We start from the raw sequence: 19,997 nt of genomic DNA on the forward strand, positions 1-19,997 counted from the left end.
GCGGTTCCCGGGTCCTTTCCGGGCGCCCGCGGGGGCGAGGTGCGTTCCGGGTGCTGGGTCGGCGAGGCGGTGGGGCGGTGGGGCGCGCGGGTCGGCCGGGAAGGTGACCCTAAGGGCCTTTTGTCTGCTTCTGTGATAGTTCTGTGGGGTGGTCATCCGCGGGCTCCTGGCCGTCCTCTGCCTGCTCAACGCCGCGCTCGCCGTGCTCGTCGCCGCACCACTGCCCCGCGTCCCCGCCCTCGTGGCCGTCGCCGTCGCGGTCACCTCCTGGAGCCTCGTCCTCGTGCCGCCCGCGCTCCTCGGGCTCGCGGCCGCCGTGTGCGCGGCGCGGCGGTGCCCGTGGTGGGCGGGGGCCGCCGCCCTCACCGCGTTCGCCGCCCTGGTGTACGGGGTGATGCCGTACGCGGCGGCATACCGCACCGCCGAGCGCCACGGTGCGACGCTGGACCTCGGCACGTACGTGAGCGGCGGCGTCAACTACGCCAAGACACCGGCCCGGGGGCGCGGCATCACCTACGCGCGCCCCGGCGGCGAGCGCGTCCGGCTCGACCTGTGGACGCCGCCCGCGCGGCCCGCGGTGCGGCGGCCCGCCGTGGTCTGGGTGCACGGCGGCGGCTGGAACAAGGGCCACCGCAGCCAGTCGCCCCGCTGGAACCGCTGGCTCAACGCGCGCGGCTGGTCGGTCTTCGACATCGACTACCGCCTCGCGCCGCGCGTCACCCAGCTCGACCAGATCCGTGACGTACGGTGCGCGGTGCGCTGGGTGCGGCGGCACGCGCGCACCTACGGAGTGGACCCCGAGCGCCTGGTCCTCGCGGGCAGTTCCGCCGGTGGCAACCTGGCGCTCGCCGCCGCCTACGCGCGGGCGCCCTCCTCGCACACACCGGGCGCACAGCGTGCGGCGGGTACGAAGAGTGAGCGCCACACGCGGTCGGCATGCGCGATGCGTGACCGTCCCGTGGCCGGAGTGGTCTCGCTGTACGGGCCCACGGACATGCGGCGCCTCATCGAACGGACCGTGCTGCGGGCCGATCCGCTGATGCCGCGCCTGATGGGCGGTTCGGCGGCCGGTGCGGCCGAGCGCTACCGGCTCGGCTCGCCCGCGCGGCTCGTCCACCACCGGGTGCCGCCCACGCTGCTCCTGCACGGCGGCGCGGACCGGGCCGTGCCGGTGGCGCAGGCGCGTGACCTGGCCCGACGCCTCGCCGCCGCCGGGGCCCCCGCGACCTACGTCGAACTGCCCTGGGCCGACCACTGCTTCGACGTCAACTGGGGCGGGTGGGCGAGCCAGGTCGCGCGGGCCGCGCTGGGGCGCTTCCTGGACGGGATCGCGGGCCGGTCGCCCCGCTCCGGCGGTGTCACCGGCCGGACGCATGAGCGTCAACTGACCGGGAATCACGGATAGTTGAGGGATATAGCGCTGGAAAGGCGCTGCGTAAAGCCCCGCGGACCGGGAAATCATCACTTCGGGTGATTCCTTGGCCTAGGGTTGCGGCCAACAACCCACGGTTGCCACGCTGTTGCTGTCTGTCAACCTGATGGGAGTGGCCAGTGACTTTCGGTGAGCAGCCGGCCTATCTGCGCGTCGCGGGTGATCTCCGCAAGAAGATCGCCGACGGTTCGCTGCCTCCGCACACCCGGCTCCCCTCGCAGGCCAGGATCCGCGAGGAGTACGGCGTCTCGGACACGGTCGCCCTGGAGGCCCGCAAGGTCCTCATGGCCGAGGGCCTGGTCGAGGGGCGCTCCGGCTCCGGCACCTATGTGCGCGAGCGCCCCGTCCCGCGCCGCATCGCGCGCACGGGGTTCCGCGGCCCCGGCACCTCCTCGCCCTTCCGTCAGGAGCAGGCCGCCGACGGCACCCGCGGCACCTGGGAGTCCCGCAGCGAGCAGGCCGAGGCGACCGGCGCCGTCGCCGAGCGGCTCGGCATCCGCGTGGGCGACCGCGTGATGTGCACCAAGTACGTCTTCCGGGACGCGGGCGAGGCGATGATGCTCTCCACCTCCTGGGAGCCGCTCGCCGTCACCGGCCGCACCCCCGTGATGCTCCCGGAGGAGGGGCCCCTCGGCGGCTGCGGCGTCGTCGACCGCATGGCCGCCATCGACGTGGTCGTGGACAACGTGGCCGAGGAGGTCGGCGCCCGCCCCGGCCTCGCCGAGGAACTGCTCGCGCTCGGCGGGGTGCCCGGTCACGTCGTCCTCGTCGTCCAGCGCACGTACTACGCATCGGGCCGCCCCGTGGAGACCGCCGACATCGTGGTGCCCGCCGACCGGTACCGCGTCGCGTACCACCTGCCCGTCCGCTGACGGCCCGTCCGGCGCGCGTTCCCGGTCCTCCGGCGGGCGTCCGCCGACGCTGGAATCTGGCCTTTCTCGCGGGCCGACCCGCCCTGGCCCGTTACTCGTTGGCCACGCGCACGCCTTGGCCGGGTACCGCCTGGCCCGTTCTCGCGCGAACGTCGTGCGCCCCGGTGGGCGGGGCGCACGGAGACGGGGCGCCTGGGTCAACGGGTCGTAAAGGGGGGAGAGTTAGGGCTCGTCGCGGCCGGTTGTGGCCGACACAGGGGGCGCATCCATGAGGGTGCGCCCCCTGCGCGCTGGCCGATTGCGTATCTCTTTGTGCAAAGTCGTATCCGCTGCGTAAAGGTCGGGCGTAAGCTCGGGCATATGCGGAATGCGGTTTCCTTACTGATCGAGGCGTGGGGTGCGCCGGGGGTGGGGAGCGGAGGGACGGCATGAACGACGGGACGGTCATACTTCCCTGGCTCGTGATACGGCAAGACGACAACGGCAACCGCTACCGCGTCGGAAGGTACGCGACCAAGGCCGAGGCCCAGAAGATCGCCGACAGCCTGGACGACCGCGGGCACAAGCAGCTGTACTGGATCGAGCGGCTGAACCAGAACGGCGGACGGTGACGTCGCGGGCGTAGGCTCCGGCGCATGACTGAGCGGATCGTGGTGGTCGGCGCCGCGCTGTACGACGGTGAGCGCCGCCTTCTGGCCGCGCGCCGCAGCGCGCCCGAGGAACTGGCCGGGCGCTGGGAGCTGCCGGGCGGCAAAGTGGAACCCGGTGAGCGCGACGAGGACGCGCTGGTGCGCGAGCTCAAGGAGGAGCTGGGCGTCGAGGCGGAGGTCGTCGACCGCGTCCCGGGGGAGTTCCCGCTCGGGCGCGGCTATGTGATGCGGGTGTGGCGGGCCCGTCTGCTCGCGGGGGAGCCGCGGCCGCTCCAGGACCACGACGCGCTGCGCTGGCTGGAGCCCGACGAGCTGTGGACGGTGGAGTGGCTGGCGGGGGACGTGCCGGCCGTCCAGGCGCTCGGCCTCGCGGACCGGGGCGAACGGTAGCTCCGCCGAGGCTCCTCTCCCCGTCCATGCCCTTCCCCGGGCGCGGCCCCGGCGTGGCGGAAGGGGGCCCGGCGCGCCTCTGTGCGGCGCGGGGCGCCAGGGGGCGCGCGAGGTTCGTCAAGGTGAGGTTCTGCTTCTCGTACGCCGTTCGTGCCACAGTGCCACCTTGAACACGGTAATCCCACCGGGATATCGGGTATGTGCCCATTAACCCCATGAAACCGGACATGGATCCGTCGCTCGACTGGGAAGTGATCGGCGTGCTCGACACCGAAGGCGACTGCGCCGAGTGGGACTTTCCCGCGGACCCGGGCGCCGTCCGTACGGCCCGCGCCGTCGTCCGCAAGCAGCTGGGCGACTGGAACCTCGCCCCTCTGGGCGACGTCGCCGTCCTGCTCGTCAGCGAGCTGGTGACCAATTCCCTGCGGTACGCGTCGGGGCCCATCGTCGTCCGACTCGTCCGCCCCGAGGGCCCGCTGGGCACCCTCCTCGTCGAGGTCTCCGACCCCGTGCCCGACCCGCCGCGCGAGCGCGTCGCCGCGCCCGACGACGAGGGCGGCCGGGGAATCCAGCTGGTGGCCAGGTCGTCGAGCCGCTGGGGCACCCGCCCGGGACGCACGGGAACGGCGGGGAAGACGGTGTGGTTCGAGCTGGCGCTGCCCGGTTAGAAGACAGAGAGCGCCGGTACGTACAAATGCACGGGCCGGACGCAAGGCGGTCACGGGCCAAAAAGCGGTAAGTGCGTGCCGTGATCGTGAACGGCGTGTGGCACGGCCCCGTAGTGCTGGATACTGCGGGCAGCCACATTCGGTGACCGGTGCCGGATGCGGTGAGCTGGAGGGGACGGTTCGCGTGAGCGAGATACCAGCGAAGGCGACGGGTTCGACGCGGCCGACGGCGCGGGCGGGGCGGGCAGCCTCGTCGGCGGCCGGAGGCCCGGTCGGGACCGCGGCGTCGAGCGCGGGCGACGGTGCGCGTACCACCGCAGGTGGCGGCGCGGACCACGGCCCCGTCGGCGCGACGGCCGGTCACGGCCGCGGCCCCGCGGGCGCGGCCGGACCCGAGCGCGCTGACGGCGGAGCGGACCGGGCCCCGGGTGCCCCGGGAGACGTACCCGCGAAGGGCACGGGCGGCGACCTGCCGGTGCGGGGCACGGGCGGCGGCGCGCGGCCCGACGAGGGCCGTGGCGTAGGGCGCGGCGCGTCCGGGACGGTAGGTACCGGTGCGGCGCATGGCGTAGCCGGGGACTCGGACGCCGTCGACGCGCGTCACCACGCCGCGGGCCGCGCACGGCCGCGCGTCGAGGACCAGCCCCTCACGCGGGGCGACATCATCTGGCAGAACAGCCCTCCCGGCTCCCTCTACGACTACATCAAGGTGGCGTCCTTCTCGATCGGCCCGGACGGCCTGGTCGACCAGTGGAGCGGCCGGGCCGAGCGGCTGTTCGGCGTGCCCGCGCGGGACGCTGTCGGCAAGGACCCGATCGAGGCGTTCGTCCCGCGGGAGCTGCGGCCACGCGGCCACCGCAAGATGGCGGAGATCCTCGACGGCCGGGAGTGGACGGGATCGGTCCCCTTCCGCCTCCCGGAGTCGGCCGGGCCCGCGAGCGCGTCTCCGGCCGCGTCCGCCGCGCCCGTTCGTGAGGGTGGCTCCGTTCGCGAGGGCGGCGCCGTTCGTGAGGGCGTCGCCGAGGTCTATGTCATGCCCGCCAGGACGGCGGACGGCGAGCGGTCCGCCGTGTGTCTCGTCGTCGACGTCCGGGCACTCCAGCAGATCGAGTCCGACCTCGCCTCCTCCCAGGCCCTCTTCGGCCAATCTCCCTTCGGGTTCGTCCTGTTCGGCACGGACCTCAAGGTGCGGCGCGCCAACCGCCGCTTCGCGGCCGTCTTCGGCGGCACCGCCGAGGACCACCGCGGCCGCACCGTCCACGACTACCTGCCGCGCAACGAGGCCGACCGCATGCAGGCCGCCCTGCGCCGCGTCCTGGAGACCGGCGAGGCCGTCAACGACATGCAGATCGTCGGGCCCGCCCCCGGCAGCAGCGAGCGCCGCCACTGGTCGGTCAACCTCTACCGCGTGCACAGCGGTTCCGGCCGCCCCATCGGCATCGCGGGCCTCGGCAACGACGTCACCAGCCGCCACGTCGCCGCCCGCGAGGCCGCCCACGCCCGCCGCAACCTCGCCCTACTGAACGAGGCGGGCGCCCGCATCGGCAACTCCCTCGACCTGGAGACCACCGCCCGCGAACTCCTCGACGTCGCCGTCCCCGGCTTCTGCGACCTGGCCTCCGTCGACCTCTACCAAGGCCTCCTCGACGGCGACGAGACACCGCCGGGGCTCGCCGACGGCAGCGCCGAGCTGCGCCGCGTCGCCTTCGCCAGCGCCGTGGCCGACGCGCCCTTCCCCGAGGGCACGGGCCCCATCGACGTCGGCTCCGTGCACCGCTTCCCGTTCACCTCGTCCTGCGCCGACGCGCTGCGCACCGCCCGGGCGCGCCTCATCGCGGCCGGTGACGACTGCGGGCCGACCCGGCTGACCGGCGGCCTCATCCAGTCCACGCTGGCCGTCCCGATGGTCGCCCACGACACCGTCGTGGGCCTCGCCCAGTTCTCCCGTACGAAGGGCAGCGAGCCCTTCGGCGAACGCGATCGCGCGCTCGCCGGTGAGCTCGCCGCGCGCGCCGCCGTCTGCATCGACAACGCCCGCCTCTACCGCCGCGAACACGAGCGCGCCCTGATCCTCCAGCGCTCCCTGCTGCCGCCCGGCGACCCGGAGGCGGCCGGGCTCGACATCGCCTGCCGCTATCTGCCGGGCAACGCGGCCACCGAGGTCGGCGGCGACTGGTTCGACGTCATCGAGCTGCCCGGCCACCGCACCGCCCTCGTCGTCGGCGACGTCATGGGCCGCGGCCTGCGCGCCGCCGTCACCATGGGCGAACTGCGCTCCGCCGTGCGGACCCTGGCCCTGCTCGACCTGGAACCCGCCGAGGTGCTCGCCGCGCTCGACGAGATCGCCCGCGGCCTCGGCAACCCCTCCGGCCCCCGGCGCACCACGGCCCGGGGCGCCCGCGACACCGACGACCTCGCCGAGGTGTACCTCGCCACCTGCGTGTACGCCGTGTACGACGCCGTCACCCGGCGCGTCACCATCGCCAACGCGGGCCATCTGCCGCCCGTCCTCGTCGAACCCGGCGAGAGCGCGCTCATGCTCGACGTACCGCCCGGCATGCCGCTCGGCGTCGGTGGCGAACCCTTCGAGGAGGTCGAGGTCGACCTGCCCGAGGGCGCCCTGCTCGCCCTCTACACGGACGGCCTCGTCGAGTCCCGCGACCACCCGCTCGACGAGGGCCTGAACGCGTTCGTCAGCGCCCTCACCGACCCCGAGCAGGCCCTGGAGGACATCTGCGACCACGTCCTCAGCGCCCTGGACACCCACCACGGCGAGGACGACATCGCGCTGCTCATGGCGCGCGTCCAGGGGCTGCCCGCCGAGCACGTCGGCGACTGGACGCTGCCGCGCGAGCCGCGCTCGGTGGGCCACGCCCGCGAGCTGGCGTGCGCGCGCCTGCGGGAGTGGGGCCTCGACGCGCTCGTCGACACCGCCGAGCTCCTCGTCAGCGAACTCGTCACCAACGCCCTGCGGTACGGCGAGGGCGAGATCCGGCTCCGGCTGCTCCTCGACCGCACCCTGGTGTGCGAGGTGTGGGACGCGGGCCTGGTCCAGCCGCGCCGCCGCCGCGCCCGCGACACCGACGAGGGCGGGCGCGGCCTCCAGCTCGTCGGCCTGCTGAGCGCGGCCTGGGGCTCACGGCGCACCCCGCGCGGCAAGACGGTCTGGTTCGAACTGGCGCTGCCGGACGGGAACACGCCGCCGATGGATGCGGCGGAGGCGTTGATGAGCCTGTTCTGACGGGGCCTCGCGCGGGCTTCGCGTGGGGGCTGCGCGGGTTTCGCCCGGGCGCCGCGTGGGTGGGGTGAACCGGCGTGCCAAGCGGGCATGATGAAGTCCGCTGCATGGTGGAAGCGCCCCGAAGGGGCGCGGGGAACTGCGCGACCAGCCTCGACGAACCCGCGGGCGAACGACGGCATGGCACGGCGGATCCAGCGGAGCGCTCAGGTGGTGGCCTTGAGCGCGGCGAGCCGGGCCTCGACCTCCGCCTCGTCGCTCAGGCTCTCCAGCTGCTCGAACTGCGCGTCGAGCGACGACGCGGCCAGCTCCTCGCGGCCGAGCGCCCGCGCCTCCTCCCTGCGCACCTTCTCCTCGAACCGGCTCAGCTCGCTCGTCGGGTCGAGCACGTCCAGGCTCCCGGCGGCGTCGGCCATCCGGTTCCGCGCCTGCGCGGCCTTGGCCCGGGCCACCAACTCGTTCCGCTTCGACTGGAGCTCCGTCAGCTTGATCTTCATCGAGTCGAGGCCGTCCTTGAGCCGCGCGACCACGTCGCTCTGCGCGGCGATCGTCGGCTCGGCCTCCTTGGCCTCCTTCTCCGCGCGCAGCTGCCGCCCCAGGGCGACCTTCGCCAGGCCGTCGAACCGGTCGGCCTCGACGGCGCCGTCCGCCATCCGCAGCGCGTCCGCCTTCCGGCTCGCGGCCAGCGCCTTCGCGCCCCACTCGACGGCCGCCTTCTGGTCCTCCTCGTGATCCTGCTCCATGAGCCGCAGGTCACCGATGGTGGCCGCGACGGCCTGCTCGGCCTCCCTGATGTTGTCCGTGTACTCGCGGATCAGCTGGTCCAGCATCTTCTGCGGGTCCTCGGCCTGGTCGAGGAGGGCATGCACATTGGCCTTCGCCAGCTGGGTCACACGCCCGAGGATCGTCTGCTTGGTCATGTCGTCGCTCTCCTTGTACGAGGCGTTGGCACTGGGCGATGGGCACTAGGTGTGGCTACGAGGTCGTGGTACGAGGTCGTGGTACGAGGACTTGGCTGAGGGCCGTGGCTGAGGGCCGTGGCTGAGGGCCCTGGCTCAGGGCCGGGGGAGGGCGCCGGTCCGCGCTCAGAACCGGCCACCGCCCCCCATCCGCCCCCGCGTCCCGCTCCCGCCGAACGTCCCGGGCCCACCGCCCCCGAAGCCTCCGCCCCCGCCCCCTGCGGACCCGCCCCTTGCGGACCCGCGCCCCAGCCCGCCGAGGACCTCCCCGAGGACGATCCCGCCGATGACGGCACCGCCCATGCCGCCGCCCCGGCCGCCCGCGCCGAAGCCCCCGCCGTACGGATTGCCGTAGGCGCGGACGTCCCGCTCGGCGAGCGCCAGGGCCTGCCGCGCCAGGGAGTCGGCCCGCTGCGCCTCGGCGAGCGCGGCGGCGGGGGCGGTGCCGCCGGGGGCTTCGGCCCGCTCCAGGTGGCGCTCCGCCTCCGCGAGCCGGGTCCGGGCCTCCGGGCCCACCGCGCCCCGGTGCGTCGTCACCTGGTCCCGGGCGGCGGCGACGGCGCTGCGCGCGGTGAGCAGCGCCTGGTCGAGGAGCGTCCGGGCCCGGTCGTCCTCGCTCGTGCGCTGCCGCGCCCCGGCCAGGGCGTGGTCGAGCGCCGCGTCGGCCTCCTCGACGCGGCGCAGCGCGTCGACCGGGTCGTACGCCCCCGCCGACAGCGCGCGCCCCACCTCCGCCACGACGGACTCGGCCCGCGCGATCCTGCCGCGCAGATCAGCGGTCGGCATGCCCGCGTCCGCGCCCTCCAGGAGGCCGCGTGCGTCGGCGAGGTCGGCCCGGGCCTCGCTGAGCGCGCCCGGCAACCGCCGGTCGGCCTCGGCCAGTTCACCGGCGACCCGGGCCACGCCGTCCACGAACGTGCCCGCCTGGTCGACGGCTCCCTCCGCCGCGCGCAGATGCACGGCGGCCGTGCCGTTGTCTGCGCTGCCGACGGCCGCACGGGCCTGATCCAACTGGCTCGCGGCGAACGCGAGCCGGTCCTTGGCCTGTGCCACGCTCCCGACGACCGCCTCGCTCGCCGTCGGCGCATAGGCCGCCCGCAGCTCCTTGAGTGTCGTCTCCGCCTCCAGAGCCCGCGCGTTGACCTGCCGGAGCACGGTCTCGGCGTGCTCCAGGGCGCTGGGCGCGGTGCGCTCCAGGGAACGCAGCTCGTCGAACGCCGCAGCTTCCGCGTCGAGCCGTCGCCCCGCCTCCGTGCAGCGCGCCACGATCTCGTCGAGCATCCGCCGCCGCGTCGCGTCGTCCTCCGGATACGCGTCGTCGAGCCGCTGCCGCAGCCGGAACGCCGCCGTCAGCTCCTCGCCCGCATACGCCACCGCCGCCGCGAACGGCCGTGCCGCCTCCTCGCCGAACTGCGCGGTGGCGAAGCCCAGTTCCTCGGTGCTGGTGCGCACCGCGTCATCGGTCTCGACGAGCAGCCGCCCGGCGTGCGCGTCCAGCTCGGGCAGGGGGGTGAGCCGCTGTGCCTCACCCCGGCCGCCGGGCGTCGTCCGCGTGGTGAACCTCCGCCTGCGCCGCCGGTAGGCGACCGCCGCGAACGTGCCCGCCACGCCGACCGCGACCACGGGCAGCACCAAGTCACCCGCCACCCCGTCATCACCCGCACCCCCGCCGCCCGGATCCGCCTCACCGGGGGTGATCGCGGGCCGGGGCACGGGCTGCCCGGCGAGCACGGCCGCGTACCCCTGGGCCGCGCCGATCGCCGCCCCCGCCCAGTCGTGCTGCCGCAGGGCGGGCTCGACGGCGGTCGCGGCGACATCCCTGAGCTGCGCCTCGCTGAACCGCGAACCCTGCTCGGCCGAGTACGCGTACTGCCGGTCGTGGGTGGCCACGGCCAGCAGCACGTCGTCCGTCCCCAGGCCGTTGCGTTCGGCCGTGGTGTCCGCCCAGTCGCGTGCGGACCGTCCGGAGAAGTCCCGGACGTAGGTCACGAAGAGCTGGATCTTCCGGTCGTCGTAGAGCCGGTCGAGCGCGCCGGCCACGGCGGCTCGCCGGTCTCCGAGCGCGCCCGTCCTGTCGGTGATCTGGCCGTCGCGGTCCAGGCGCACGGGGTCGTCGGCGGGCACCGCCCGGGCACCGGCCACGGCGGCCTCGGCAGGCATCGCATACGCCGAGGGCACCGCCCCCGGCAGCTCGCACCAGAGAAGGAGCACGGCCGCCGTGGCCCGCGCGGCGGTGCGCGCCCTCGCGGACGGCGGGGACGGCACAGCGGGCGCAGACAGCGCGGACCGCCAGGACGACGGGAACGACGTCACATCTGGCAGCGTAGGGCGGTCCCCGAGGCCTCGCGACCGGGGGCCGACGGCCTCTCGTACGGTGGAAGTGATCAAACTGAGGGGGGCCTGGCGGTGGACGGGGTCTGGGCGGGCGTGCGGGAGCGGGTGCTCGCGGTGCGGGAGGCGCCGCACTGGCGTGAGGTGTTCGGCGCGGACTGGCTCGGCGAGCACGGCCACGGCTTCCGTCTTGAGCCCGTCCTCTCGGAGCCCGAGGTACGGGCCGTCGAGCAGCACCTGGGTGTGGTCCTCCCGGGGGAGTACCGCGACTTCCTCCGCCAGGTCGGCGCGGGTGGCGCGGGCCCGGATTACGGCCTCTTCACCCGCAGGGCGCCGGGGCCGGACGACGAGCCGGACTCCGGTGCCTGCGCGCTTCCGTTCCGCCCGGAGGGCACCGACGAACTGGCCGGGCATGAGGCCGAGCAGCCGTGTGCCGACGACTACGCCGACGTGGAGGCCCTGAGCCGTGACTACGCGGCCTGGGAGGCGCGCCATGACGTGCTCCACGACTCCCTGACCGACGGCACCCTCCACCTCGGCCACCAGGGCTGTGGCTACTACACCCTCCTCGCGATGACGGGCCCGGAGCGCGGCACCCTGTGGGACGACGTGCGGGCCGTCGGCGAGGGCGTGCAGCCCCTGACGCGGCAGGACAAGCCCCGGGTCACCTTCGCCCAGTGGTATCTGTCGTGGCTGGCGCACGCGGAGCGGACGGCGGCCGAGGGCCGCCCCCGCCGCTACGGGACGACGTAGCTCGCCCGCCGCTACGGGACGTGGCGCACCTCCGGGAACTGGGGCGACGGGCCGTCCAGGAGGTGGTTGTCCTGGTCGCGCAGCCAGCGGTCGAAGAACGACGCCACATAGGCGCGCTGGGCGGTGACGGCCCGCTTCGGGTCGACGGTGCCTATGTTCTTCTCGATGACGGCTCGGGAGGCTTCCGTCTGGGGCAGCACGGACGCCAGGTCCGTATAGGTCTGGTGCTGGGAGCCGCGGACGGTGAAGTCCCGCTTCCAGCCCGGGGTGTGGGACCAGAAGGCGCCCCATGAGGGCTCGGTGGTGTGGTCGCTGCCGTCGCGGCCCATGAGGAGCAGCGGGCGGTCGACGCCGTGCCGGGCTACCGGGGTGAGGTTCGTGCCCTTGGGCTCGCCGTTGAGTTCCATGGTGCCGTCGAGGTTGACGGCGGCCTTGACGCGCTTGTCCTCGTACATCGTCTCGGCGGCGGCGATTCCGCCTGCGGACTGGCCGACCATGCCGACGCGGCCGCGGTCGATCACCCGGGACAGGCCGTGCGGCAGGGCGCCGAGCCGGTCGAGGACGAACTTGTCGTCGGCGACCCGGGTGTCCAGGACCTTCTTCAGGAGCCGGGACAGCGACTGGTCGTCCGTCACCTTGGCGAGGGCGTCCCGCAGGGGCTTGTCGCCCTTGACCGAACCGTCGGGGAACTGCACGCCCGGCGCCTCATAGGTGTGGTCGACGGTGATGACCACATAGCCGCGGCTCGCCATCTCCTCGACCAGGGAGGTGCCCCAGGTCCGCGGGTCGTTGGCCCCCGCGGAATAGAGCAGCACCGGGCGCCGGCCGCCGCGGTCGTCCACCGGGGCGGACTGACGCGCGTGGGTGCGCATGCCCGACCAGTCGACGGCGCCCTTCGCTATGCCGTGCGGGGCGGCGGCGTCCCACCGCTCGGCCGCGCCCGGCGCCATATATGGCGCCGGGGCGGGGCTGCCGCCGGTCTTCCGCGCCGGGTACCAGACGCTCACCATCAGCTCCCGATACGGCTGCGAGGTGACCCAGGGGTCGTGCCGGGAGTGGTCGACGAGGCGGGACGTCACCGTGCCGACGGGGTGGGGGCCGGTCGGGGCGGGCAGCACGGGGCGCACCCCCTCCTCGGGCTGTGCGCGCACCGCGCTCTCCGTCCCCCGTGCGAAGGCCGGGGCGGTGGCCCCGGCCCCCAGCGTCACCGCCGCCGCGAGCCCCGCGGCCGCCAGCACCTTCATCGAGCGCGCGCTCCGCGCCGTGCGAATGTCCATGCCTCCATGCTGGCCGCGCGCCCACGCCGGAACCATGGGGGAGATCACGAGACTTGCCTGGGGGATTACCCCCACAACTCTGGTCCGCCCACGTCGGCCCTGGTCCGCCCACGTTGGCCCCGGCCCGCACCCGGCAGGACCCAGCCCGCACCCGGCAGGACCCAGCCCGCGCCCGGCAGGACCCGGCAGCCCCCGACTCCCGTCCGCCCTCGTGCGAGCGGCGCCTACTCCCCTCGCCGCCGGATCTTGTTCCCCAGCCAGACCAGCGGATCGTACTTGCGGTCCACCGCCCGCTCCTTCAGGGGAATCAGCGCGTTGTCCGTGATGCGGATGCCCTCGGGGCAGACCTCCGTACAGCACTTGGTGATGTTGCAGTAGCCGAGCCCGTGCTCCTCCTGGGCGGTCGCCTTGCGGTCGAGGCCCGTGTCCGCCGCGGCGTCCAGCGGGTGCATGTCCAGCTCCGCGACCCGCATCAGGAAGCGCGGCCCGGCGAACGCCGCCTTGTTCTCCTCGTGGTCACGCACCACGTGGCAGGTGTCCTGGCACAGGAAGCACTCGATGCACTTGCGGAACTCCTGGGAGCGGTCCACGTCCTCCTGCATCATGCGGTACTCGCCGGGGCCCACGCCGGGCGGCGGCACGAAGGCGGGCACCTCGCGCGCCTTGGTGTAGTTGAAGCCCACGTCGGTCACCAGGTCGCGGACCACGGGGAACGCCCGCAGGGGCGTGACGGTGATGGTCTCCTCGCGCGAGAAGACCGACATCCGGGTCATGCACATCAGGCGCGGCCGGCCGTTGATCTCCGCCGAGCAGGAACCGCACTTGCCCGCCTTGCAGTTCCAGCGCACCGCGAGGTCCGGCGCCTGGGTGGCCTGGAGGCGGTGGATGATGTCGAGGACCACCTCGCCGTCGTTGACCTCGACCGTGAAGTCCTCGAGGCCGCCCCCGCCGGTGTCGCCGCGCCAGACCCTGAAGCGCGCGTCGTACGCCGTGGACGATGCAGCTGTGCTCACTCGTAGAGCTCCTCTTCGGCCAGGTACTTGACCAGCTCCTCCTTCTCGAAGAGAGCGAGCAGGTCGGGGCGGATGGGATCGGTCGTGACGCGGTCGAGGTCGATCTGGCCGCGCACCGGGTCGGTTGCCGCGAGGCCGCCGGTCGGGTCGGCGAGGCGGCAGAGCAGGTTCACGCGGCGCCACTCGCGGTTCATCCCGGGGTGGTCCTCGCGGGTGTGCCCGCCGCGGCTCTCGGTGCGCTCCAGGGCCGCGCGTGCCACGCACTCGCTGACGAGCAGCATGTTCCTGAGGTCGAGCGCCAGGTGCCAGCCCGGGTTGAACTGCCGGTGCCCCTCGACCCCGGCCCGCCGCGCCCGCACCCGGAGGTCGGCGAGCTTCTCCAGGGCCTGCTCCATCTCGCCCGCGCGACGGATGATGCCGACCAGGTCGTTCATGGTCTGCTGGAGCTCCTGGTGGAGCGTGTACGGGTTCTCCGGGGGCGCCCCGTCCGCGGGGCCCTCCGCGCTGAACGGACGCAGGGCCTCCGCCGCCGCCGTGTCCAGCTGCGGCTCGTCCACCACGGGGCGCGCGGCCAGCTCGTCCGCGTACCGCGCCGCGTGCAGTCCGGCGCGGCGGCCGAACACGAGCAGGTCGGACAGGGAGTTACCGCCGAGCCGGTTGGAGCCGTGCATGCCGCCCGCGACCTCACCGGCCGCGAACAGGCCCGGCACCCCGCGCGCCGCCGCCGTGTCGGAGTCGACCGCGATGCCCCCCATCACGTAGTGGCAGGTCGGGCCGACCTCCATCGCCTCCGCGGTGATGTCGACGTCCGCCAGCTCCTTGAACTGGTGGTACATCGAGGGGAGCCGGCGCCGGATCACCTCGGCGGGCATCCGCGTCGACACGTCCAGGAACACCCCGCCGTGCGGCGAGCCGCGCCCCGCCTTCACCTCGGAGTTGATGGCCCGCGCCACCTCGTCCCGGGGCAGCAGCTCGGGCGGTCGGCGGTTGTGGTCCGGGTCCTCGTACCAGCGGTCGCCCTCCTCCTCGGACTCCGCGTACTTCTCCTTGAAGACGTCCGGGACGTAGTCGAACATGAACCGCTTGCCCTCGGAGTTCCGCAGGACGCCGCCGTCGCCGCGTACGGACTCGGTGACGAGGATGCCTTTCACCGACGGCGGCCACACCATTCCCGTCGGGTGGAACTGGACGAATTCCATGTTCAGCAGCGGGGCGCCCGCGAGCAGTGCGAGGGCGTGCCCGTCGCCCGTGTACTCCCACGAATTCGACGTCACCTTGAAGGACTTGCCGATGCCGCCGGTGGCGAGCACGACGCTGGGCGCCTCGATGACGAAGAACCGTCCGCTCTCCCGCTCGTAGCAGAAGGCACCGCTGACCCGGTCGCCCTCTTTGAGTACGCGCGTGACCGTGCACTCCTGGAAGACCTTCAGCCGGGCTTCGTAGTCGCCGAATTCCTTCTCGTCCTCCTGCTGGAGGGCCACGATCTTCTGCTGGAGGGTGCGGATCAGTTCGAGACCCGTACGGTCGCCGACGTGGGCGAGCCGGGGGTATTCGTGGCCGCCGAAGTTCCGCTGTGAGATCCGGCCGTCCTTGGTGCGGTCGAAGAGCGCGCCCCAGGTCTCCAGTTCCCACACCCGGTCGGGTGCCTCGCGCGCGTGCAGTTCGGCCATCCGCCACTGGTTGAGGAACTTTCCGCCGCGCAGGGTGTCACGGAAGTGCACCTGCCAGTTGTCGCCGGAATTCACGTTCGCCATGGCGGCCGCGATGCCGCCCTCGGCCATCACCGTATGCGCCTTGCCGAACAGCGACTTGCAGATCACCGCCGTGCGCGCGCCCTGCTCACGGGCCTCGATCGCGGCCCTCAGGCCCGCACCGCCGGCGCCCACGACGACGACATCCCACTGCTGCCGCTCCACTTGAGACATCAGAACGCCCCTATTTCGTCTTTCGTTTTCGTCGTCAGAACAGTGCCGGATCGTCGAACGTGCCGGAGGCGATCAGATACACATAGAAGTCGGCGAGCGCGACGCTGATCAACGACGCCCAGGCGAGCAGCATGTGACGGCCGTTCAGCCAGCCCACCCACTGCCACAGCCGATAGCGCACCGGATGCTTGGAGAAGTGCTTGAGCTTTCCGCCGACGACGTGCCGGCACGAGTGGCAGGAGAGCGTGTACGCCCAGATCAGCACGATGTTCACCAGGAACACGAGCGTGCCGAGGCCCATGTGGCCCCACTCGTAGTGCTCGTCGCGGAAGGCGAGCACGGTGTCGTACGTGAGAATGCCCGCGACCGGCACGGCGGCGTAGAAGAAGTACCGGTGGATGTTCTGCAGGATCAGCGGGAAACGCGTCTCACCGGTGTACTTGGCGTGCGGCTCGGCGACCGCGCAGGCGGGCGGGGACGCCCAGAATCCGCGGTAGTAGGCCTTGCGGTAGTAGTAGCAGGTGAGCCGGAAGCCCAGCGGGAAGATGAGGATGAGCAGGGCGGGGGACAGGCCCCACCAGCTGCCGAAGATCTCCCAGTTCGGGCCGTTCTTCATCGGCTTGCAATTGTCCGCGACGCACGGCGAGTAGAACGGCGAGACGTACGGCGCCGCGTAGTAGTCGGAATTCGCGAACGCCCGCCACGTCGAGTACACGACGAAGGCGAACAGTCCGGCGGCGGTCGCGGCGGGCTGGAGCCACCAGCGGTCCGTCCGCAGATGGGCAGCGGCGATCGCGGCGCGCGTGCCGTGCCGTACGCCGCCGGGGGCCGTGCCCTTGTTCAGATGGGGTTCGGTGCCAGTTGCCAACGAGGCTCCACTCCTTCGTCGACGGGTGGGTTACGACGGGCGCGGGCCCGGGGGGCCGGGGGCGGGCCGGGGCCGGGCTAGGGCGCGCGGCGGTAGCGGGCGCCCAGGCCCTCGTCGTCGGAGTCCGTCCACAGGGAGCTGTCGTACGGGGTGTCCGGTACGGGGACCATCGCGGGCCGCGCGGGGGGCGGGGGCGCCTGGGTCTGATGGCCGGTCGGGGATGCGGGGGCCACGGCCGCGCGCAGCAGCGCGACGCTCTCGCGCAGGTGGTCGGTGTCCATGCGGACCCGGCGGAAGTCGACGCCCGCCGCGTCCGCCTCGGCCTGCCGCTCGATCCGGCCGACCGTGCGGACGAGGTCGTCGACACAGCGCTGAATGGCCGTCAGGTCGTCTTGCAGAGCCATGACTTGCCCTCACTTCAAGGGGTGCGGTCGTAAACGCTCATGCGCCTGCGAGTGTCGCGCCTCACATCCCGGCTTGGGAAGGGATCTGTCGTGATTGGGCCCGGGAAGGGGGCGGGGTGGCTCATGTCCGCCGGAGCGCGCCCCGGCGGCCCCGGTGGGGCCGCGCTCCGGCTCTCCTTCCGCGGGGGCCGGGCCGGGCCCTTCCGCCCGTTCCCGCACCGGCCTCCGGCCTCGTCCTCAAGCGCCGGACGGGCTTGTTTTCCCCGTCCTCCCGGTCGTTCTCCTCATCGCGCTGACGCGCTCGTCCTCAAGCGCCGGACGGGCCGAGATCCCGCTCGTCCGCCGGTCCCGCCGTCCGCCGGCCCCGCCGTCTGCCGGCCCCGGCGCGGGGGAGAGGGGCGTTGGGCCGCATGGGTGGGTTCTGGGGGGAGGGCCGTCGTGTCGGAGGGCTTCGCTGGAAGCCGTCGCGTTCAGTGGGGGTGATACATGTGATCAACTCCATATTTCGCCCGTAGCGCCGCCATCCGCGCATACCCATGGAAACGGCACCCCGAGCACCACCGCCAAGGACACCGCCCCACAAGGGCACCGCTCCGCAAGGACACCGCCCGAAGGCGCCGCGCCCTGAAGGCACCGCCCCAGGGGCACCGCCCGAAGGCACTGCCTCCGGGGGCATCGCCCGAAGGCACCGTCTCCAGGGGCACCGCCCCCAAGGCCCCCCCCGGGGGGACACCGCCCCCAGGGCACCGCGGAACGGCGCTGCGAGCCCCCACCCGGACCACGAACGGCACCACGTCATCAGCCCCGGCCCCCTCCCACCCCCGCCCGGCAGGGCGGATCGCGGCCGGGCCAGCCCCGGAGGTACCCGTCATGCCCCACGACCGCGCCAGGCCGCAGCGACCGGTCCGCCCGAAGGCCACGGCCCGATCGGCCGTGTTCCTCGCCGCGGGAGTCCTCGCGCTGCCCGCCCTCGCGGGGTGCGGCGCGGACGACGAGACGAGCACCCCCGCGGCGGCCCAGGACGTCGCGCCTGCCGCCCGGGATCTGGTGGCCGACGGCGGCACCGTGAAGTGGGCCGTCGACGCGCTGCCGGAGACCTTCAACACCTTCCAGTCGGACGCGGACGACGCCACGTCCCGGGTGGCGGGCGCCGTCCTGCCCTCCCTGTTCCGCCTCGACGCGCAGGGCCGCGTGCAGCGCAACCCGGACTTCCTGGAGACCGCGAAGGTCGTCGAGCGCGAGCCCAAGCAGGTCGTGCTCTACAAGCTGAACCAGCAGGCGGTGTGGAGCGACGGCCGGGAGATCGGCGCGGACGACTTCGCCGCCCAGTGGCGGGCCCTGTCCGGCAAGGACAGCGCGTACTGGACGGCCCGCAACGCGGGCTACGACCGCATCGAGAAGATCGAGCGCGGCGCCAACAACCTGGAGGTGCGCGTCACCTTCGCACAGCCGTACGCGGACTGGCGCTCGCTGTTCTCGCCGCTGTACCCGAAGGAGGTCATGGGCACCCCCGACTCCTTCAACGACGGCGCGCGCACCCGGCTGAAGGTCACCGCGGGCCCCTTCGCCCTCAAGGACGTCGACCGGGGCGCGCACGAGGTCACGCTCCGGCGCAGCCCGCGCTGGTGGGGCAGCCCCGCCAAGCTCGACGCGCTCGTCCTGCGCGAGGTGCCGCGCGAGCGCCGCGCCGCCGCGCTGGCCGCGGGCAAGGTCGACCTGGCCGACGTGGACGCCGACGAGGCGGGCCGGATCGCCCTGGCCGCCCGCGACCAGGGCGACCGGGGCCCGCTCGCGCACGGCCCCGGCGCCCGGCGCACCCCCGCCGACGCCCTGCGCTCCTGGGCGGTCGCCCACGGCACGGACGAGGAGGCCGCCGCGGTCGAGCAGGAGGCGCGCGAGCGGACGGACAAGGCCGTCGCGCGGTACGCCGACGAGCAGGCGGGCCTGCGCGGCTACACGGTCCGCAAGTCCCTCGAACCCGCCTACACCCAGCTCGCCCTCAACGGCGCCGAGGGCCCCCTGGCCGACGACCGGGTCCGCCGCGCGGTCGCCCGCGCCCTGAACCGCACCGAGCTCGCGGAAACGGTTCTGAAGCCGCTCGGCCTGCCCGCGACCCCGGTCGGCAGCCATCTGGCCCTGGCCGGGCAGGACGCGTACGCGGACAACAGCGGGGCGCTCGGCGACCAGGACACCGCCGAGGCGCGGGCGCTGCTCGCCGACGCGGGCTGGACGCCCGGCGGCCCTCTCCAGGAGAAGATCAAGAAGAAGGACGAGGACAAGAAGGAGAACGCGGCCGGGAGCGAGGCGGACGCCCGCGACGAGGACGCCGACGACGGCACGTACATCGTCGGCGAGGACGACCAGAAGCCCGGCGACTCCGGCACCTCGGTCCTCGCGCCCGCCCCCGCGGCCGCGTTCCAGCAGGCCGTTCTGGCCCGCCAGGCCGACGCCCTCACCGCGCGCCGCGACGCCGACAAGGAGCAGCGCAAGGACCCGGGCGCCCCGGCCAAGAAGCACGCGCGCAAGCACGCCGAGAAGCACACGGAGAAGCACGCCAGGGGCGGCGCCCCGGGCGCCTACGCCCCCAAGGGCACCGCCGCCCCTAAGGCGGGCAAGGGGGCGGGCGGGCCCCTGGCCAAGGACGGCAAGCCGCTCACGCTCCGCTTCGTCCTGCCGTCCGGCGACGGCTCGCAGGCGCTGCGCGGCGTCGCCGACCGCATCTCCCGGATGCTGGAGCGCATCGGCGTCCGTACGGAGATCGCGAAGGTCGCGGACGAGAGCTACTTCAAGGACCACATCGCGTCCGGACAGTACGACCTGGCCCTGTACTCCTGGCCCGCGTCCGCCTTCCCCGCCACCGACGCCCGGCCGATCTTCGCCAAGCCGGTGCCCGCCGCGGACGGCTCCCTCAACGTCGAACAGAACTACACCCGCGTCGGCACCGACCACATCGACCAGCTCTTCGACCAGGCCCTCGCCGAGCTCGACGAGGGCGAGATGCGCTCCCTGGTGAAGAAGGCCGACGCCCGCATCTGGGCGGCGGCGGGCTCCATCCCCCTCTACCAGCGCCCCCAACTGGTGGCGGCCCGGCCGAACCTCGCCAACGCCGGGGCCTTCGGCTTCGCGACCCCGCTCTACGAGGACATGGGCTACCGGAAGCCCGGTGCCAAGCCCGCCGAGAGCCCGTCCCGGGGCTGAGGCAGGGGCCCCGCCGGGC

The 19,997-nt window shown here is 73.7% G+C and carries 15 protein-coding genes; 8 read left to right on the forward strand and 7 right to left on the reverse strand.

The window, feature by feature from the left end; genetic code table 11:
- Positions 1 to 148 precede the first annotated feature (148 nt).
- The 6 genes from MQV74_RS26555 to MQV74_RS26580 all read left to right on the forward strand — a co-directional run bounded on the left by MQV74_RS26555 (position 149) and on the right by MQV74_RS26580 (position 7,253).
- Positions 149 to 1,405 carry an alpha/beta hydrolase gene (locus MQV74_RS26555; protein ID WP_242722300.1) on the forward strand — a complete coding sequence of 419 codons (1,257 nt, stop codon included), beginning with the start codon at positions 149 to 151 and terminating at the stop codon, positions 1,403 to 1,405.
- Positions 1,406 to 1,551: 146 nt separating this feature from the next.
- Positions 1,552 to 2,304, forward strand: coding sequence for a GntR family transcriptional regulator (locus MQV74_RS26560; RefSeq protein ID WP_138961590.1), 753 nt, complete (start codon positions 1,552 to 1,554; stop codon positions 2,302 to 2,304).
- A 428-nt stretch (positions 2,305 to 2,732) separates the two neighbouring features.
- Entirely contained in the window at positions 2,733 to 2,915 is a 183-nt protein-coding gene (locus MQV74_RS26565) for an SPOR domain-containing protein (protein WP_030687960.1), read from the forward strand.
- A 24-nt stretch (positions 2,916 to 2,939) separates the two neighbouring features.
- The gene (locus MQV74_RS26570; RefSeq protein WP_242722303.1) at positions 2,940 to 3,344 is read left to right on the forward strand and encodes a (deoxy)nucleoside triphosphate pyrophosphohydrolase; all 405 of its coding nucleotides are present in this window, start codon (positions 2,940 to 2,942) and stop codon (positions 3,342 to 3,344) included.
- A 215-nt stretch (positions 3,345 to 3,559) separates the two neighbouring features.
- On the forward strand, positions 3,560 to 4,012 hold the full coding sequence (locus MQV74_RS26575; RefSeq protein WP_242722306.1) for an ATP-binding protein: 453 nt from the start codon (positions 3,560 to 3,562) through the stop codon (positions 4,010 to 4,012).
- Between the two features lie 142 nt (positions 4,013 to 4,154).
- Positions 4,155 to 7,253: a SpoIIE family protein phosphatase gene (locus MQV74_RS26580; RefSeq protein ID WP_374120698.1), complete on the forward strand. Its 3,099-nt coding sequence runs from the start codon at positions 4,155 to 4,157 to the stop codon at positions 7,251 to 7,253.
- A gap of 203 nt (positions 7,254 to 7,456) precedes the next feature.
- On the opposite strand, the gene MQV74_RS26585 is transcribed toward MQV74_RS26580, so the two are convergent.
- Together MQV74_RS26585 and MQV74_RS26590 are read right to left on the reverse strand one after the other, a co-directional pair.
- Positions 7,457 to 8,170 carry a PspA/IM30 family protein gene (locus tag MQV74_RS26585; RefSeq protein ID WP_242722312.1) on the reverse strand — a complete coding sequence of 238 codons (714 nt, stop codon included), beginning with the start codon at positions 8,168 to 8,170 and terminating at the stop codon, positions 7,457 to 7,459.
- A gap of 165 nt (positions 8,171 to 8,335) precedes the next feature.
- Positions 8,336 to 10,369: a TPM domain-containing protein gene (locus tag MQV74_RS26590; protein WP_242729171.1), complete on the reverse strand. Its 2,034-nt coding sequence runs from the start codon at positions 10,367 to 10,369 to the stop codon at positions 8,336 to 8,338.
- 246 nt (positions 10,370 to 10,615) lie between these two features.
- Between MQV74_RS26590 and MQV74_RS26595 the strand changes: the two genes are divergently transcribed.
- On the forward strand, positions 10,616 to 11,293 hold the full coding sequence (locus MQV74_RS26595; RefSeq protein WP_242722315.1) for an SMI1/KNR4 family protein: 678 nt from the start codon (positions 10,616 to 10,618) through the stop codon (positions 11,291 to 11,293).
- A gap of 11 nt (positions 11,294 to 11,304) precedes the next feature.
- Here the strand turns inward: MQV74_RS26595 and MQV74_RS26600 are convergent, their stop codons facing one another.
- The 5 genes from MQV74_RS26600 to MQV74_RS26620 all read right to left on the reverse strand — a co-directional run bounded on the left by MQV74_RS26600 (position 11,305) and on the right by MQV74_RS26620 (position 16,780).
- Positions 11,305 to 12,570, reverse strand: coding sequence for an alpha/beta hydrolase family protein (locus MQV74_RS26600; protein ID WP_242722318.1), 1,266 nt, complete (start codon positions 12,568 to 12,570; stop codon positions 11,305 to 11,307).
- 224 nt (positions 12,571 to 12,794) lie between these two features.
- Positions 12,795 to 13,583 (reverse strand): succinate dehydrogenase/fumarate reductase iron-sulfur subunit, encoded by a 789-nt coding sequence (locus MQV74_RS26605; RefSeq protein WP_242722321.1) that lies wholly within the window; start codon positions 13,581 to 13,583, stop codon positions 12,795 to 12,797.
- Entirely contained in the window at positions 13,580 to 15,508 is a 1,929-nt protein-coding gene (locus MQV74_RS26610) for a fumarate reductase/succinate dehydrogenase flavoprotein subunit (RefSeq protein ID WP_242722324.1), read from the reverse strand. The genes MQV74_RS26605 and MQV74_RS26610 overlap by 4 nt, the downstream gene beginning before the upstream one ends.
- 34 nt (positions 15,509 to 15,542) lie before the next feature.
- Entirely contained in the window at positions 15,543 to 16,376 is an 834-nt protein-coding gene (locus MQV74_RS26615; RefSeq protein ID WP_242722327.1) for a hypothetical protein, read from the reverse strand.
- 77 nt (positions 16,377 to 16,453) lie between these two features.
- Positions 16,454 to 16,780: a hypothetical protein gene (locus MQV74_RS26620; RefSeq protein WP_242722330.1), complete on the reverse strand. Its 327-nt coding sequence runs from the start codon at positions 16,778 to 16,780 to the stop codon at positions 16,454 to 16,456.
- A gap of 870 nt (positions 16,781 to 17,650) precedes the next feature.
- On the opposite strand from MQV74_RS26620, the gene MQV74_RS26625 reads away from it, so the two are divergent.
- Positions 17,651 to 19,978, forward strand: a complete 2,328-nt coding sequence (locus tag MQV74_RS26625; RefSeq protein WP_242722333.1) for an ABC transporter family substrate-binding protein — start codon at positions 17,651 to 17,653, stop codon at positions 19,976 to 19,978.
- Positions 19,979 to 19,997: the final 19 nt, after the last annotated feature.

It is taken from the genome of Streptomyces sp. AN091965 (genome assembly GCF_022698285.1).
Taxonomy (GTDB): Bacteria; Actinomycetota; Actinomycetes; order Streptomycetales; family Streptomycetaceae; genus Streptomyces.

Coding starts and splice junctions, on each gene's coding strand:
- MQV74_RS26620 (WP_242722330.1), bottom strand. CDS start 16,780: ATGGCTCTGCAAGACGACCTGACGGCCATTCAGCGCTGTGTCGACGAC.
- MQV74_RS26610 (WP_242722324.1), bottom strand. CDS start 15,508: ATGTCTCAAGTGGAGCGGCAGCAGTGGGATGTCGTCGTCGTGGGCGCC.
- MQV74_RS26575 (WP_242722306.1), top strand. CDS start 3,560: ATGAAACCGGACATGGATCCGTCGCTCGACTGGGAAGTGATCGGCGTG.
- MQV74_RS26590 (WP_242729171.1), bottom strand. CDS start 10,369: ATGCCTGCCGAGGCCGCCGTGGCCGGTGCCCGGGCGGTGCCCGCCGAC.
- MQV74_RS26570 (WP_242722303.1), top strand. CDS start 2,940: ATGACTGAGCGGATCGTGGTGGTCGGCGCCGCGCTGTACGACGGTGAG.
- MQV74_RS26565 (WP_030687960.1), top strand. CDS start 2,733: ATGAACGACGGGACGGTCATACTTCCCTGGCTCGTGATACGGCAAGAC.
- MQV74_RS26625 (WP_242722333.1), top strand. CDS start 17,651: ATGCCCCACGACCGCGCCAGGCCGCAGCGACCGGTCCGCCCGAAGGCC.
- MQV74_RS26600 (WP_242722318.1), bottom strand. CDS start 12,570: ATGGACATTCGCACGGCGCGGAGCGCGCGCTCGATGAAGGTGCTGGCG.
- MQV74_RS26585 (WP_242722312.1), bottom strand. CDS start 8,170: ATGACCAAGCAGACGATCCTCGGGCGTGTGACCCAGCTGGCGAAGGCC.